This window comes from Mesorhizobium sp. M1252 (assembly GCF_040318265.1).
Lineage (GTDB): Bacteria > Pseudomonadota > Alphaproteobacteria > Rhizobiales > Rhizobiaceae > Mesorhizobium.
In genome coordinates this window covers 24,097-39,481 of the sequence record NZ_JAMYLX010000005.1, presented here as the reverse complement: position 1 = coordinate 39,481, position 15,385 = coordinate 24,097, and the positions used below count along the sequence as shown (strand labels likewise).

Annotated in this window: 14 protein-coding genes; 7 read left to right on the top strand and 7 right to left on the bottom strand. The window is 62.1% G+C overall.

Annotation, left to right across the window (positions count from 1 at the left end):
- Positions 1-3: 3 nt before the first annotated feature.
- Genes NKH22_RS11950 through NKH22_RS11940 form a run of 3 tightly spaced genes read right to left on the bottom strand, consistent with a single transcriptional unit; the run spans position 4 to position 3,181 of the window.
- A complete protein-coding gene (locus tag NKH22_RS11950; RefSeq protein WP_023683355.1) occupies positions 4-1,110 on the bottom strand; it encodes an ABC transporter ATP-binding protein in 1,107 nt (368 codons plus the stop codon).
- The gene (locus tag NKH22_RS11945; protein WP_023683356.1) at positions 1,110-1,847 is read right to left on the bottom strand and encodes a GntR family transcriptional regulator; all 738 of its coding nucleotides are present in this window, start codon (positions 1,845-1,847) and stop codon (positions 1,110-1,112) included. The genes NKH22_RS11950 and NKH22_RS11945 overlap by 1 nt, the downstream gene beginning before the upstream one ends.
- Positions 1,847-3,181, bottom strand: coding sequence for an aspartate aminotransferase family protein (locus tag NKH22_RS11940; protein WP_352909610.1), 1,335 nt, complete (start codon positions 3,179-3,181; stop codon positions 1,847-1,849). The genes NKH22_RS11945 and NKH22_RS11940 overlap by 1 nt, the downstream gene beginning before the upstream one ends.
- 121 nt (positions 3,182-3,302) lie before the next feature.
- Here NKH22_RS11940 and NKH22_RS11935 point away from each other — a divergent pair, with 121 nt between their 5' ends.
- The 7 genes from NKH22_RS11935 to NKH22_RS11905 all read left to right on the top strand — a co-directional run bounded on the left by NKH22_RS11935 (position 3,303) and on the right by NKH22_RS11905 (position 10,682).
- On the top strand, positions 3,303-4,358 hold the full coding sequence (locus NKH22_RS11935) for an ABC transporter substrate-binding protein (RefSeq protein ID WP_023683358.1): 1,056 nt from the start codon (positions 3,303-3,305) through the stop codon (positions 4,356-4,358).
- 31 nt (positions 4,359-4,389) lie between these two features.
- Positions 4,390-5,589 carry an ABC transporter permease gene (locus NKH22_RS11930; protein WP_023686279.1) on the top strand — a complete coding sequence of 400 codons (1,200 nt, stop codon included), beginning with the start codon at positions 4,390-4,392 and terminating at the stop codon, positions 5,587-5,589.
- Positions 5,586-6,395: an ABC transporter permease gene (locus NKH22_RS11925; protein ID WP_023683360.1), complete on the top strand. Its 810-nt coding sequence runs from the start codon at positions 5,586-5,588 to the stop codon at positions 6,393-6,395. The genes NKH22_RS11930 and NKH22_RS11925 overlap by 4 nt, the downstream gene beginning before the upstream one ends.
- Entirely contained in the window at positions 6,392-7,570 is a 1,179-nt protein-coding gene (locus NKH22_RS11920) for a M20 aminoacylase family protein (protein WP_023686281.1), read from the top strand. Before NKH22_RS11925 ends, NKH22_RS11920 begins: the two co-directional genes overlap by 4 nt.
- A complete protein-coding gene (locus tag NKH22_RS11915) occupies positions 7,570-9,003 on the top strand; it encodes an NAD(P)/FAD-dependent oxidoreductase (protein WP_023683362.1) in 1,434 nt (477 codons plus the stop codon). Before NKH22_RS11920 ends, NKH22_RS11915 begins: the two co-directional genes overlap by 1 nt.
- A 3-nt stretch (positions 9,004-9,006) precedes the next feature.
- Positions 9,007-9,369, top strand: coding sequence for a EutQ-related cupin domain-containing protein (locus tag NKH22_RS11910; protein WP_023683363.1), 363 nt, complete (start codon positions 9,007-9,009; stop codon positions 9,367-9,369).
- A 407-nt stretch (positions 9,370-9,776) separates the two neighbouring features.
- On the top strand, positions 9,777-10,682 hold the full coding sequence (locus NKH22_RS11905) for a LysR family transcriptional regulator (protein ID WP_023686282.1): 906 nt from the start codon (positions 9,777-9,779) through the stop codon (positions 10,680-10,682).
- Here NKH22_RS11905 and NKH22_RS11900 read toward each other — a convergent pair.
- The 4 genes from NKH22_RS11900 to NKH22_RS11885 form a co-directional block, all read right to left on the bottom strand.
- On the bottom strand, positions 10,666-11,370 hold the full coding sequence (locus tag NKH22_RS11900; protein ID WP_023686283.1) for a peroxiredoxin-like family protein: 705 nt from the start codon (positions 11,368-11,370) through the stop codon (positions 10,666-10,668). The two genes, NKH22_RS11905 and NKH22_RS11900, sit on opposite strands and share 17 nt — an antisense overlap.
- A 291-nt stretch (positions 11,371-11,661) precedes the next feature.
- Positions 11,662-13,056: an NAD(P)/FAD-dependent oxidoreductase gene (locus NKH22_RS11895; RefSeq protein WP_023686284.1), complete on the bottom strand. Its 1,395-nt coding sequence runs from the start codon at positions 13,054-13,056 to the stop codon at positions 11,662-11,664.
- 39 nt (positions 13,057-13,095) lie between these two features.
- Entirely contained in the window at positions 13,096-14,253 is a 1,158-nt protein-coding gene (locus tag NKH22_RS11890) for a patatin-like phospholipase family protein (RefSeq protein WP_023683367.1), read from the bottom strand.
- Between the two features lie 22 nt (positions 14,254-14,275).
- On the bottom strand, positions 14,276-15,058 hold the full coding sequence (locus tag NKH22_RS11885) for a 3-hydroxybutyrate dehydrogenase (protein WP_023686285.1): 783 nt from the start codon (positions 15,056-15,058) through the stop codon (positions 14,276-14,278).
- Positions 15,059-15,385: the final 327 nt, after the last annotated feature.

Below are 15,385 nucleotides of genomic sequence, written 5' to 3'. Positions count from 1 at the left end.
TTGTTATCGATCGAGCGCGAGGCAATCCTCGCGGCCACAACCCAGCCGGATCGCCGTACCCGGATCGAGCTTCGGTTGAGACGATGAAGTGGCTAGCTTGACGATGAGTTTCTGGCCGCTCGCGGTCGCGGCGATGAGCCGGACATGATCGCCGACATAGATTGACTGAACGACCGTCGACGGGATCTCGTTGAGTGCCGTGACGCCGTCCTGCAGAACGGACAGGCGCTCGGGCCTTATCGACAGCGTTATCTTGGTGCCCGCGGCAAGCGCAGCGCCGCAGGACATGGCGTTCAACACAACGTCGCCGTCGTCGAGACGGACGGATACGCCGCCATCCTCGCTCCCGGCCAGCACGGCGCCGAACATGCGGTTGTTCTCACCGATGAAGCTTGCGACAAAGCTCGCCGCGGGACGCTCGTACAGTTCGCGCGGCGTCGACAGTTGCTCGATGCGGCCGGCGCTGAACACCGCGATCCGGTCCGACATGGTTAGCGCTTCGGTCTGGTCGTGCGTGACGTAGACGAAGGTCACGCCCAGCCGGGCGTGAATATCCTTGATCTCGAACTGCATCTGCTCGCGCAGCTGCTTGTCGAGGGCGCCAAGCGGTTCGTCCATCAAGACAAGATTTGGTTCGAAAATTAGGGCGCGGGCAACCGCCACACGTTGTTGCTGCCCGCCCGAAAGCTGCGCTGGCCGCCGATTGCCGAATTCGGGCAACTGGACCATGTCGAGAACGTTCCCGACACGTCGCCTGACCTCCTCGCGGCCAAGTTTGCGGACCTCGAGCGGGAAAGCCAGATTTTCGGCGACCGTCATGTGCGGGAAAAGCGCGTAGTTCTGGAACACCATGCCGATGCCGCGACAATTGGCGGGAACGTTGTCGATGCGCTGACCGTCAATGAGAATTTCGCCCTCGGTCGTATCTTCGAATCCTGCCAGCATCATCAACGCCGTCGTCTTGCCGGACCCGGAAGGGCCTAGCAGCGTCAGGAATTCGCCGCGCATGATTTCCAGGTCGAGCTGGCGCACCGCCTGGACCGCATGCCCGTAGCGCTTGCTGACGCCGCGAAACTCGACGTGAACCGGCCCACGCGGAGATCCGCCCATCACCGCGCCTGCGCCTTCGGATCACGGCGCACCGAAGTCGGGCGCTTTCGAGCAGGCTGCACCTCAGCCGCCGCCGCGGCGCGAAGAATGATGTCGGCGGCCTCGCGCAGATCGGCCACCAGGGCCTTGCGCGCAGCCGCGCCATCGGCGCGACGCAGCGCCGCGAGCATTTCGTCGTGATGGTCCAGGCCCAGGCCGTAGGTCACGTCCGAGCGGACGATGTTCAAGAACGGTCCTGCCTGCAGCCACAATTTCTCGATGATCTGCTGGATGAGAGGTGACCGCGCGGCATGGTACATCGTGAAATGGAACCGCCTGTTCAGGCCGAGATAGTTAGCCATGACGTTGCTCTCGACGCACTCGCGCATCAGGCTGTTCAGCTTCGCCAATTCATCGAGTTCTTCGGGCGTGATGGTCGTCGCAGCCCATTCGGCCGCCGTCCCTTCGACGCTGCAGCGCACACGCACGAGATCCGAAATACGCGCCACCGTGGCCTCGGGGACGATGACGCCCCGGTTTGGGTGGTCGAACATCGCCTCGTCGCTGACGAGTTGCCGCAAGGCCTCGCGCACCGGCATGGCGCTGGTCCGGTACTGTTCGGCAAGCTGTCGCACGACCAGTCTTTGGCCGGGCAGGAAGTCACCGTTCATCAGTGCTTCCTTCAAGCCCGTATGGACACGAACATGAGCTGTCTTTTGCGCGGCCGAGCCGGCGGTGGCATCCTTGCGATCAAGCATCAGTTTGTCCGGCGGGGCAGTATTTTGAGGTTGCTCGACAGGAAATCGTCGAATGCGGCGGCGAAGCCGTCGAGTTCGGCGTCGCCAAATGGCAGTGACAACGCCAGCATGCCGCGCGGCGTCACGTAGTACCCTCGCAACAGCATCTCGATATGCCAAAGCGCAATCACCGATGGATCGGCATCGTCGAGCCGCGCCGGCGTGTCCACCGGCCCCCTGACGAAATGCAGGTTCATCAACGACCCGCGCCCTGTGACGATGCCCTCGACGGCATGTCGTTCAAGTGAGACGTTCATCGCTTCACGCAAGCGATCGCCGCGCGCATTGATGGCGCGGCTCGCCTCTCGCGTCAGCACCTGCGTCAGACCGGTGAAACCAGCAGCCATGCTGAGAATATTGTTGTTGAACGTCCCGCCATGCGAGAACGCATCAGGCAAAGCCGGATCGAAGCGGTCGACGAGGTCGGCGCGTCCACCGAATGCGCCAAAACTCGCACCGCCGCCGATGTACTTTCCGAGCGTCACGAAATCGGGAAAAATTTCATGCGCGCCATGGAGCGCTCGATAGTCGAGGCGCGAGGTCATGACCTCGTCGAAGATCAGCAGCGCGCCGGTCTCCTTCGTCGCTGTGCGCAGCGCTTGCAGGAACTCGCAGGTCGCCGGGATGCAGCCGCCACCGCCCATCATCGGTTCGACGATGACGGCGGCAAGGTCGTCGCCCTGTTCCTTGATGAGCGCCACGGCGCCTGCACTATCGTTGTAGTCGGCGAAGACAAAGGGGAAAGGCAAATTGAGCGGTGAGCCGCCATGCGCAAAAGTCAGTACGCCGCCGTGATAGCCTTCCCGGAAGGCGAGTATCTTCGAACGCTTCGTGATGGCGCGAGCGGCGGAAATCGCCATGATGTTCGCCTCGGTGCCCGAGTTGCAGAAGCGCACGCGCTCGATGGCTGGAAAACGCTCGACCACCGCCGCTGCCAGGCGCGCCTCGTAGCGGTTGGGTGCACCCAGCATGATGCCGCCCTGTATGACGTCCACAAGGGCCGCCGAAATCGCCTTGTCGGAGTGGCCGTAGAAGCCGGCGCTGTATTCCGAGACCAAGTCGACATAGGTATGGCCGTCGAGATCGGTGACCCTGCAGCCCTCGCCGGAGACGAACGAAACAGGGAATGGCGGGTACCAAAGTACAGCCCTCGTATTGCCGCCCGGCAAGGATGCCGCGGCCTCGTTCTGACGCGCCAGGCTGTTCGGGTTGGCGTCAGCGAAACACTGTCGCGCCTCGTCCAGAACAGCAGCGAGACTGACATTGGCGCGCACGTCTCTAGTGCCTTGCAGCATTCGATCAAATCCCCTTATCTTTTTAACTTTTTTGCACCCTATCGCAAATTCCTGTTGCTAATCAATCCATTTTGCGTTTGAAATTTGATCAAATCTACAACGATAAGAAAGGGGAACTGCAATGAGGACTTATCTGCAAGCCGTATCTGCCGCCGCGATCTGCCTCGCGACCTCGACTTTTGCCGCGTCCGCGGCCGATCCCGTCACGGTGGTCGGCTGGGGTGGTACATGGGACAAGGCCTACAAGGATGGAGTCTGGGACAAGTACACCGAAAAGACGGGCGTCCCGATCGTCATGGAAGAGTGGGGCGGCGAGGTCGCCAAGGTGCGTGCCCAGGTGCAAGCGGGCAACATTACTTACGACGTCGTCTCGGTGGAAGCGCCCGCCATGGAAGTCGGCTGCGCCGAAGGCCTGTTCGTCCCGCTGACACCCGAGATCACAGGCGACGCAGCGAACTATCTCCCAGGAACCCTGCACGAATGCGGTGTCGCGTCCGACACATGGGCAACGGTTCTTGCCTACAACACGGATGTCTATAAGGGCGACGCCGCGCCAAAGAGCTGGGCGGACTTCTGGAACGTCGAGAAATTTCCAGGAAAGCGCGGCCTCTACCAGCAAGCGCAGTTCACGCTGGAAAATGCGCTCATGGCCGACGGCGTGAAACGCGAGGACATGTACAAGGTGCTGGCCACGCCGGAAGGTGTCGACCGGGCTTTCGCCATGCTCGACAAGATCAAGCCGAACGTCGTCTGGTGGTCCACCACGACGCAGGGCATCCAGAACCTCGACAGCGGCGAAGTGACGCTCAGCGACGCGTTCAATGCACGCATCACCAACGAAGCCATCAACGAGAAGAAGCCCTACGCCATCGCGTGGGACGCCGGCTTCTTCTACGGCACCGACTACTGGGCCGTGGTGAAGGGCGCACCACACCAGCAGGGCGGGCTGGATCTCCTCAAGTGGTTTTCCATCCCTGAAAACCAGGCCGGCTTCTCCAAGCTCTATGCCTATGGCACCGGCCGCAAGGAAGCCGCCGACCTCATTCCCGCGGACTGGAAGGCCAACCTGCCGACGTCGCCGGAGCACCTCCAGTACGGCGCCGCCTATGACAACGACTTCTGGACCGAGCACAAGGAAGCGTTGGAAGAACGCTTCAAGGCCTGGCTCGCGAAGTAACTTGGGCATGTTGGTCGGGACAAAACCGGCTATGAAGCGACGCCAACGGGGCGGCATGCTCGCCCTGTTGACGGCTCCGCTTATATTATTCGTCGTCATTCTGTTTCTGTGGCCGGTGGCGCGCTTCCTCGCTCTGGCCGTCGACAACTCGGATTTCTCGAACAACCTGCCGCGCACCATTGCCGCTCTGGCCGGCTGGAAAGCAGAGAGCGGCCTGCCTGGCGAACCCGTCTTTGCAGCACTCGTCGAGGACCTGGCCGACGCGCGGCGCGCCGGGAAGGAAGGCGTCCTGGCGCAACTCGTGAACCAGCGCGTTGTCGGTAGCCGTTTCCTCGTCATCAAGACGGCAAAGGATGCGGCCGACGGCAAGCTCGGCATGCGCCCCGTGCGCGACGAGGTGCTCGCCAAACAGGCCGGCTGGAAAAACATCGATCTCTGGCAGGTCATAGCGCGTCAGCAAAGCGCGCGAACGGACTATTATCTGCTTGCGAGCCTCGACCTGAAGCGCGGCGCGGACAATTCGATCGAAGCCGTTTCGGCCGACCGCGCCATCTTCGTCGACGCGCTGCTGCGTACGATCTGGATCAGCATCGTGGTGACGGTCATCTGCGCGGTGCTCGCCGTGCCGCTGGCGCAGGCGATCGTCAGCGCGCCGCCTGCCTGGTCGAAGCTGATGTTCGCGCTGATCCTGTTTCCGCTCTGGACATCGCTGCTGGTGCGCACCGTCATCTGGATCATCGTGCTGCAGAAGAACGGTCCCGTGAATTCCACACTGCTCGGATTGGGTATCGTCAGCGAACCCCTCGACCTCATCTACACCCGCTTTTCGCTGTACCTGGCGATGGTTCAGGTTCTGCTGCCCATGATGGTCCTCTCCGTCGTCGCCGTCATGCGGCGGGTTCCGACCACCTACATGCGCGCGGCGCTGTCGTTGGGTGCCCCGTGGCTCACGGCGTGGCGCCGCGTGCAGTTGCCGTTGATCCTGCCCGGGATCCTGTCCGGCGGGGCGATCGTTTTTGTCTTCGCGCTCGGCTATTACATCACCCCGACGCTTGTCGGCGGGCCGACGGACCAGATGATCTCCAGCTACATAGCCTTCTACACCAACAGCACGCTGAACTGGGGCATGGGCGCAGCGCTTTCCCTGCAACTGCTCATGATCCTCGTGTTGTTTGCGTTCCTGTTCTGGACGGCATCCGTCCTCTTCCGCAGCAAGGCGCATGTCGCATGAGCGCCGACCGCTTCCGGAAATGGCTGATGTATGCCTATGCGGCGACGTTGCTGGCTTTCATCATCCTGCCCCTGCTGATCGTGGTCCCCATGTCACTGACCTCGAGCAATTCGCTGGCATTTCCAACGCCGGGCTGGTCGTTGCGCTGGTATGCCGAGCTGTGGGTCGACGAGCGCTGGCCGAACGCGCTGTGGAACTCGGTCGTCATCGGGCTATCCACCACGGTTCTGGCTTTGCTGCTCGGCATACCTGCGGCGATCGGGCTCGCCTGGGGTGATTTTGCCGGGAAACGTATCCTCTACGCGATCATCGCCGCGCCTTTGGTGACGCCGGTCGTCATCGTCGGCGTCGCGGCCTTTTCATTCTTCGCCACGCTGGGACTCGTTGGCAGCAAGCTATCGATCATTCTGGTGCACACGGCGATGGCCGTGCCTGTGATGCTGACCACCGTCGTCGCCAGCCTTTCGACCTTCGACCGGACGCTGGTTCGTGCGGCGGCATCGCTGGGCGCCGGCGCCATGCGCACCTTCTTCAAGGTGGTGCTGCCGCTGATAGCGCCGGGCGTCGTTACAGGGGCCATCATCGCCTTCATCATTTCTTTCGACGAAGTCGTCGTCGCAAGCTTCCTCTCGACGGGCGCGGAGCGAACCTTGCCCCGCATGATATTCTCCGGGTTGCGCGAGTCCATCAGCCCTGCCATCGCGGCCGTCGCCGTGCTGCTGATCGCTTTCTCGGCGATCCTGCTTGGGGTCATCGCCATCCTGCAGAGCCGCTCGCAAGCTCTCCGCGCAAAGGCATCGGCATGAAACTGGTTCCGTCGGTGCAGCAACTCGAGACCGAGATGACGGCATGGCGGCGGCATCTCCATGCCAATCCCGAACTCGGTTTCGAAGAGTTCGAGACGGCCCATTTCGTGGCGGACAAACTGCGCGCGTGGGGCATCGAGACGACCGAAGGCGTCGGACGCACAGGTGTAGTCGGGACGCTCAGGGGCAGGCTCGGCGCTGGTCGGAGCCTTGGCATCCGCGCCGACATGGATGCCCTGCCGATGACAGAGGCACGGCCGCTGGCGCATGCGTCCCGCACCCCCGGGCGGATGCATGGCTGCGGCCATGACGGCCATACCACTATGCTGCTCGGCGCAGCCTCGGCGCTTGTTCGCTCGCCCGACTTCGCCGGCACGGTGCATTTCATCTTCCAGCCGGCCGAGGAGGGTCGAGGTGGGGCGCTTGCCATGCTGAACGAGGGCCTTTTCGAGCGTTTCCCCTGCGATGAAGTCTACGCGCTGCACAATTGCGAACGGCCGCTCGGCGAGATCGCCGTCCACCGCGGAACGGTGGCCGCGGCGGCCGATCGCTTCGAGATCGTCGTCCACGGAAGGGGCGGCCATGCGGCGATGCCGCATCTGGCGATCAATCCACTCCCCATCGCCGCGCGCATCCTGCTGGCAATCGAAGCCCTGCCCGGCCGCGTCACCGATGTGCATTCTTCCGCAATCGTCACCGTTGGCAGCCTGCGCGCCGGCGAAGCCTTCAACACCATCCCCGATACGGCGTTTCTGACCGGCACCGTGCGCACCTTTGACCATCAGGTTCAAAAGACGCTGGAGACGGCAATCCGCCGCATCGCGAAAAACGAAGCTGAAGCTTTTGGCGCCGACGTCGACATCCGCTACGAAACGCCCTTCGCACCGACGATAAACACTGCGGCGCAAGCCGACGCGATGATCGCAATTGTGAACGAGGTGATGGGACCGGCAAGTCTCGTCATCGATCCGCCTCCCGAGATGGGTTCTGAAGATTTCTGCTACATGCTGGAACAGCGGCCCGGCTGCTATTTCCTGCTCGGCCAGGCCGACGATGCGCACCAGGCTGCGGCTCACGACACCAACTACGATTTCAACGACGCAATCCTGCCGATTGGCGCGAGCCTTTGGGTCAGGCTCGTGGAGCGCCGCCTATCAGCCAGAGGCGCATCGTGATGCAACTGACGGAAAAGGACATCGTCTGGCGAAGCCATTGGCTGCGGCAGGCCCTGCCCGAGGACCCAGACCTTGCGCCTCCGCTCGAAGAGGCGACCCAGGCTGACATCTGCATCGTCGGCGGCGGCTATCTGGGCCTGTGGACCGCCATACGCCTCAAGGAGCACAATCCCGCCTTCGATGTTGTCATCGTCGAGCGCGACATTTGCGGCGGTGGCCCGAGCGGCCGCAACTCCGGCATGGTGCTCTCGGCATGGACGAAATACAGCGCGCTCGCCGCGCTGCGCGACGGAAACGATGCACTTTCGATCATCAAGGCATCCGAAGCCGCAATCGGCGGCATCGAGGCTTTCTGCAAGGCCGAGGGAATAGACAGCTGGTTTGATCGCATCGGCTGGATCTGGGGTGCGACGTGCGAAGCCCAGCTTGGCGCCTGGGACGACGCGTTGAACAAGCTGGCGGCGCATGGCTACGTGCCGGCGCGACGAGTTTCGCGCGAGGAGATCGCAGCGATGGCCGGCACGACGAGCCACTTCGGCGGCGCGTTCGATGCGTCGTCGGCAACCGTGCACCCCGGCTACCTGGTGCGCGGCCTGCGCCGGGCAGCACTGAAGCGCGGCGTGCGCATCTACGAGAAATCGCCGATGACGCGTTTTTCACGCGGCGGCAAGCTCAAGGTGGAAACGGCGAGAGGAACTGTGTCCTGTGGCAAGATCGTGCTTGCCATGAATGCATGGTCCGGCGCCATTCCCGAACTTGCGCCGGCAATCTTCAACATCTCCAGCGACGACGCCATGTCGAAGCGCATTCCAGACCTTCTCGACAAGGTCGGCTACCGCCGCGCGCCGCTGATGATCGATTCCCGCGTCTTCGTTGGCGGTTGGTCGCCGACCCGCGATGGCCGGCTGTCTGTTGGCGTCAGTGGCGGCGTCATCGGCCTCGGCGGCATCGTCGACCAGCGATTTCATGGCCAATCGCCACGGGTTGCCGACATGCGCCGCGTGTTGCGGGACGGTCACCCGGCGCTCGCCGGCTTTCCGCTCGATACATCGTGGAACGGACCCATCGACCGGACCGTCAGCGGCGTGCCGCTGTTCGGCGCCCTGCCCTCTAACCGCGACATCATTTACGGCTACGGCTTTTCAGGCAACGGTACGACGATGGCCTATCTCGGCGGCAAGATCCTGACCACCCTGTTGACCGCAGGCGAATCCGAACTAACCCATTCGGCGCTCGTGCGTCCGGTGACGCGAGGCTTCCCACCCGAACCATTCCGTTTCGTCGGCGCGCATTTCGTTCGTGGCGCGGTGCGGCGGCGCGACGATCTCGAACATGCCGGCCGAAAACCCGACCTCTTGACCAGATGGCTCGCGGGACTGGCCCCGTCCGGCGTCACCCCTTCGAAAGCCAACCTCCGCGCAAGGAAAGGATAAACGGTGTCCAAGGCCAAGATCTTCAAGCACAGCGAATTGACCCTGAAGCCGTCCATCACACCGACCGGCACATCCTCGATTGCCCGCGTCATCAATGCCGATATCAGTCGGACCATGGGCGGCGGCATCGAGTATCTCGAGAACGCCTCGATCGACTGGACCGTGACCTACGACGAGGTGCTGTTCATCCACGAGGGCACCTTGACGATCGAACTGGACGACGGTCGCCATGAGTGCAATCCCGGCGATATCGTCTGGCTGCCAAACGGCACCCACCTGAAATACATCGCCACCGAGCGTACCGGCTATTTCTATTGCCTTTACCCGTTCGACTGGGCAGCGCGGCAGGGAACGGTAGAACCCTGAACTGACAGGCACTCCTTTTCCATGCGTTGGCCATCCGCAGCGCAGTTCCGAACCCGGGGCGTCCAGAAATCGACTCCGGCTCCCACTCCTTGGGTTGTCACCACACGGCTTAGACGTGCAATCTCAAGTGACTCTTTGCGACCTCAGCTTGCCTGGAAGGGAGGTCTCGTTGTTACGAGACCTCTGCACAGCTGAGCACGACCTTCGGAACTTCAAAGCTGGAATCCAGGCGAGGATGTGCCAAGTGCCCGACAACCCGCCGGCCAAAGCCGGCGGCACTTCAGAGCCCGATTGCACCGTTTCGCCTCCGCAAGCCCTCCGCCTTTGCCTTAGCGTCCTGTTGCGCTAGCATAGATAGAAGCTAGCTACGCCTGACGAATCGGATTTCGCTGAGGGGGCGGAAATTCATGGAGATGCAGCAGGTTCGCTATTTTCTGGCCCTGTCCAACACGCTTAATTTCACCAGAGCAGCGGAAGAGTGCAATGTCACGCAGCCGGCTCTGACGCGCGCAATCAAGACCCTCGAAGACGAATTGGGCGGTGAGCTGCTTCGGCGCGAGCGCCAACATTCCCATCTGACCGAGCTTGGCCGACGCATGCTGCCCTTGCTGCAGCAGTGTTACGATGCTGCCACTTCCGCTAAATCGCTCGCCAAGGCGGTGCAAAGCAGCGACGTGGCCCCGCTTAATGTCACCATTTCCAACAGCGTCAACATCGCACTTCTGGTCTCGCCGTTTACGGAGCTTTTCCGGGCCTATCCCGGCGTGCATCTCAAGATCAACCGCGGCTCGCCGAACGCTGTGATTGATGCGCTGAAGAACGGCGATGTCGAACTCGCCGTTGCCGGTCCGCTGGGGGCGGCATGGGACCGGCTCGACACCTGGCCGCTGTTCCAAGAAGGCATAGAGCTCGTGGTGAATTCCGATCATCCGCTTGCACGCCGCAACGAGGCCGATGTCGCGCTGATCCAGCTTGTCGCGGAGCCAGTGTTGAGCAGGATCGACTGGGAAACGAGCGAGGAGCTGTCACGCTGCCTGTCGGCAAATGGACTGACGCCACGGTCCGCGCATGAGGTCGAGACCGATCATGATCTCTTGGCGCTACTGGAAGCAAACGCCGGCGTTGGTTTTGTCTCGGTGACTGCGCCACGCTCGCCAAACGTCCGTAGGCTAAAGCTCCGCGACTTGGACATCTCGCGGGTCGTTGCCGTCTATGCAGTCGCCGGCCGCCACCGTTCCCCAGTGGCAACGACGCTGCTAAACCTGTTGCGATCGACCGACTGGTCGACCTTTGGCGTCAGTGAGCCCGCCTAAGCGCCCCGATCAAGTCTTCAATGTCCATCCGCCGGCGGTAGTCCGGATCAACGAAGCGGTCGGTGATGATGCCGTCCGTGCCGACGACGAAGGTCGCGGGGATCGGCAGGAACCAGCTGGAGTTGCCTTGAAAGTTTGGGATGTCATAGGCAACGCCCATCAACCGCTCCATCTCGGCCCCGATCCAAATCGCAAGGTTGAGCGAGAGGGCATAGCCATTATCCATGTCGGTGAGGAATGGAAACTTGGCGCCCACAGCTGCCTTCATCGCCTTCGCGAACCTGCGCCGCTCCGGCATAATCGCCACAATCTGGCCGCCCAAAGTGGTAATCTCCTCCTGAGCTTCAACGATGCCAATCGCATTCAACCGGCAATATGGACACCAGTGCCCGCGCTGAAAGGTGATCACGGCCGGACCTTGGGAGAGGATGTCGCCCAGGCCAATCAGTCTCCCCTCGTCATCGGGCAGCAGGAATCCCGGCATGATATCGCCGGGAGTCGGCGCCATGGATCCAGCCCCTTGCTGCCCTAGGCGCGTCACCAGGCGGTCCACCGCATCCGCAAAATCCGAGTTTAGTCGGCGCACGGCACCGGCAATCACCGCCAGCCGGTCGTTGAGAGGTGCGTCGAGTTCGATGGCAGCCTGCACGGACTGTTCAAACGTCATTGCCTGGTCGTCGGCGTCCATTTCTGCACTTTCGCAATTGCATACAGCCTATCATTGAAGCCCCACGGGCACGGCCATGCTTTTCTTGCATGGAGTCGATGCCTTGCGTGCATCGAAACTGCACGGATTCACCTTCTGTTCGTTATTTCCGCTCGAGTTGTTACGTCCGGTCTGGTTGGGACAGCTGCTGCCGAGATCGCGCGCCTCGACTTTTGCCTCCGACAGGCCGGCAGCAGGTCTAGCGACCTTCACAGCCATACCGCCACCAAGGATCGCGACATCAAATTCTCCACCGTCCCGGCCTATCGAGATTCAATGCAATTTGACCCGCGGTTTGGTGCGGTGCGACAGGATTCCGGTGACCGTGTCCAGCACGGTCTTGAAGGTCCCGTGCACTGCCTTGAGATGCATCTTGTAGAGCGAGCGATACATCAACCGGGCAAGCAGACCCTCAACCTTCAATCCGCCGATCAGGTTGCCGAAGGTGCCGTAATCGGCCAGTGAAACCAGGGAACCGTAGTCGCGGTAACGGAACGCCGGCGCCACCTGCCCTTCGAGGCGCGCCGCGATCACCTTGACCATATGATCGGCCTGCTGATGGGCCGTCTGGGCGCGCGGCGGCAAGGGAGCTTCGCTGCCGGGGAGGACACAACTCGCGCAGTCGCCGATCGCAAACACGTTTTCATCCCCTAGCGCTTGCAGGGTCTCATCCACGACCAGGCGGTTGATGCGGTCTGTCTCGAGGCCATCGAGTTTCTTAAGGAAATCCGGCGCCTTGATCCCCGCAGACCAGACGACGAGTTCGGCCGGCACGAATAGCTTCTCGCCGAGACTGACACCGCCCTCCGTCACTTCGGTGACCTTGATCCCGCACCGTATCTGAACGCCGAGATCACGAAGCAGATGCGCCGAGGCGCGCGCCAGGTGCTCGGGCAAGGCCGGAAGGATTCGTGGCCCGGCCTCGACGAGGGTGATGCGGATAAGTCTTTTGAAATCAATGTTGTCGAGGTTGTGCGACGCTATCTCCCGCATCGACCTGTGCAACTCGGCCGCCAGTTCGACGCCGGTGGCTCCAGCGCCAACGATGACGCAATGGAGTTGGCTCGGCGACAGCTGCTCGTATTGAGCGTTGGCCCTCAGGCAGGCGTCTATCATGCGCTTGTTGAATCGAACGGCCTGGGTAGCCGTATCGAGTGCGATTGCGTGGCGGGCCGCCCCTGGCGTGTCGAAATCGTTGCTGACGCTGCCGACGGCCAGCACCAGCGTGTCGTAGCCCAGCACGCGCGGCGGTATGATCTGCCTGCCTTCGTCGTCGAAGCTTGGCGCAACAAAGATCTGCCGCTTGGCGCGGTCGATGCCGACGACGTCGCCAATCCGGTATCGATAGTGATGGCGACTGGCATGGCCAATGTATTCCACCGCATCATTCGACGCGCTCAGTGCGCCCGAGGCGACCTCGTGCAGAAGCGGCTTCCAGATGTGCGTGCGATTGCGGTCGACAAGCGTAACGGAAAGACGCCGCTTGCCGAATTTACGGCCGAGGCGCGTTGCCAGTTCCAACCCGCCGGCACCGCCGCCGACGATGACCACGCGATGCCGAGACCTGTCCGCATGAGATGGTGTCTCCGGTATCGCGCGAAAAAGCGCGGCGTTGTTGGCGAGCACGGCTTCTGGAACCAGCCGCATCCCGGGAGTGATGATCTGCATCGGTATTCTCCGTCTTTCTTCCCGCCGCGCTCGAAGATGTCACTCTTGCGATTCGTGGATGACGATGCCCTGCAGCATGTCGACTTCGCACTCCCATGGCTTCTCCGCGAGAACGCGCTGGCCATGCTCGTAGCCGGCCTGCCAGCGGGTACGGATGCCGGCGCGGGTGAAGTCGATATCCTTGGTGTGGTCCTCGCCGTCGAGGCGCGGTGAAAGCAACCGCACAAGGTGCATGACCGACGGGCAGCCATAGGAGGCCAATTCCTTGAACATCGGATCCTCGCGCCGCTCGTCCGGGACGAGCTTTCCCATTTCACGCACGACGTGGCGCAGACGATGCAATTGCTCCTGCCGGGCCACGTGGCTCTTGCCGCGACTTGCGAATTGAAGGTCCTTTTGCCGGCCCATGACTTGCCAGATCGATTTCGGCTCGGTGGCGCGGGGCTGCCACATGTTGACGGCAAAGATCAGCGCGTCGCGGCGCGGACGCGCGTCGAGCACGACCTCGATCGGCGTGTTCGAATAGATGCCGCCATCCCAGTAAGGCTCGCCGTCGATACAGACCGCCGGAAACGCCGGCGGCAAGGCACCCGACGCCATGATGTGCGCCGCCGACAGGGTCATCTCGCGGGTGTCGAAGTATTTGAGTTCACTGGTGTTGACGTTGACCGCCCCGACCGTCAGCCGGGTATGGCGCCGGTTGAGATAGTCGAAGTCGATCAGGTCATTCAGCGTCCGCTTGAGTGGATCGGTCGTGTAGTAGGAGGCGTTCTCGACACCCACTTCGCGGTTCACTCCGAACATGGCACTTGGATTCGGTTCGAAGAACCCCGGTATGCCGCGCATCACGGTGCCCATATTGGCAAAGACGTTGCTCGGAACCATCATTGCGAAAAACTCATCGAGCGGGCTGATCCGGCTGACGCCTTCCCAGAACTCTTGAAGCCTCGCGAGCCGAACCGTTGGTTCGTTTCCGGCGATCAACGCGGCGTTGATAGCCCCGATCGACGTGCCGATAACCCAATCCGGTTCGATGCCACCCTCGACCAGCGCCTGGTAGACGCCGGCCTGATAGGCGCCGAGCGCGCCGCCGCCCTGAAGAACCAACACCGTCTGCCGCTTGGCGGCGCTGTCTGCCAGACGGTCGATCTTTGGCTCGGCCTCGGACACGGGCGGATTGCGGGTGATCTTGTTCATGGTCTTTATTCCTCGTTCGGGTTCAGTGAGCCGTCCAACCGCCTTCGATCGGGATGATGGCGCCGGTGATCGAAGCTGCATCGTCCGAGGCCATGAACAGGCAGAGCGCCGCAACCTGAGCAACTGTCACGAATTTTTTGGTCGGTTGGGCAGCGAGAAGGACGTCCTTGATCACCTGCTCCTCGGTGATCCCGCGTGCCTTGGCCGTGTCCGGTATCTGCTTCTCGACCAGCGGGGTCAGCACATAGCCCGGGCAGACAGCGTTAACGGTGATGCCCTGCTCGGCGACTTCCAGCGCGACCGTCTTGGTCAACCCGGCAACGCCGTGCTTGGCGGCGACATAGGCTGACTTGTATGGCGAAGCGACGAGAGCGTGTGCCGAGGCGACATTGATAATGCGGCCCCATTTGCGTTCTTTCATGGCCTGCAACGCGCGCCGGATCGTATAGAACGACGACATCAGGTCGATCGCCACGACTGCTTCAAATTTTTCGATCGGAAAGTCATCGATCGGCGCGACATGCTGGATGCCGGCATTGTTGACCAGGATGTCGATCGCGCCGAACTCGGCGATCGCCTTGTCCATCATCGCGGTGATGGCGTCGCCCTTGCTCATGTCCGCGCCGTCATAGCGGACGGTCACACCGTGCTCCGCGGCAATACCCGCCCGCAGCTTCTCGATCTCCTTGGCATCGCCAAAACCGTTGAGGACGATATTGCAGCCTTTGGCGGCAAATGCTTCGGCGATCCCCTGGCCAATGCCACTGGTAGAGCCTGTTATCAGCGCGGTTTTTCCTGTGAGCATGGTGATCTCCTTCGATCTGAGCGCGAGCTGGTCATGACCGCCTGCCGCCGGGTGGTTTCCGAGTTCTGTCTGTTGATGAAAAGTATGACCCCTGGCCCCGGACATCGGAAATGCCGTTGAGACATGGATTCGATAGCCGACGGTCAGATCCGGTCTCATTCCTCCGGCGGGCTGAGACCCCAGCCGGCTGGCTTTTTCACCGGCCGGCGAACCACCTTTCGTTCGCGTGAAGGACATGAGGTCAATCTCGTCACGGCGCGGCCGCAGACACCGCCGGCGGTCGGCGCGCTCCTGCAAGAGAAATGGTTCGGGGAACCGGCGAGCACT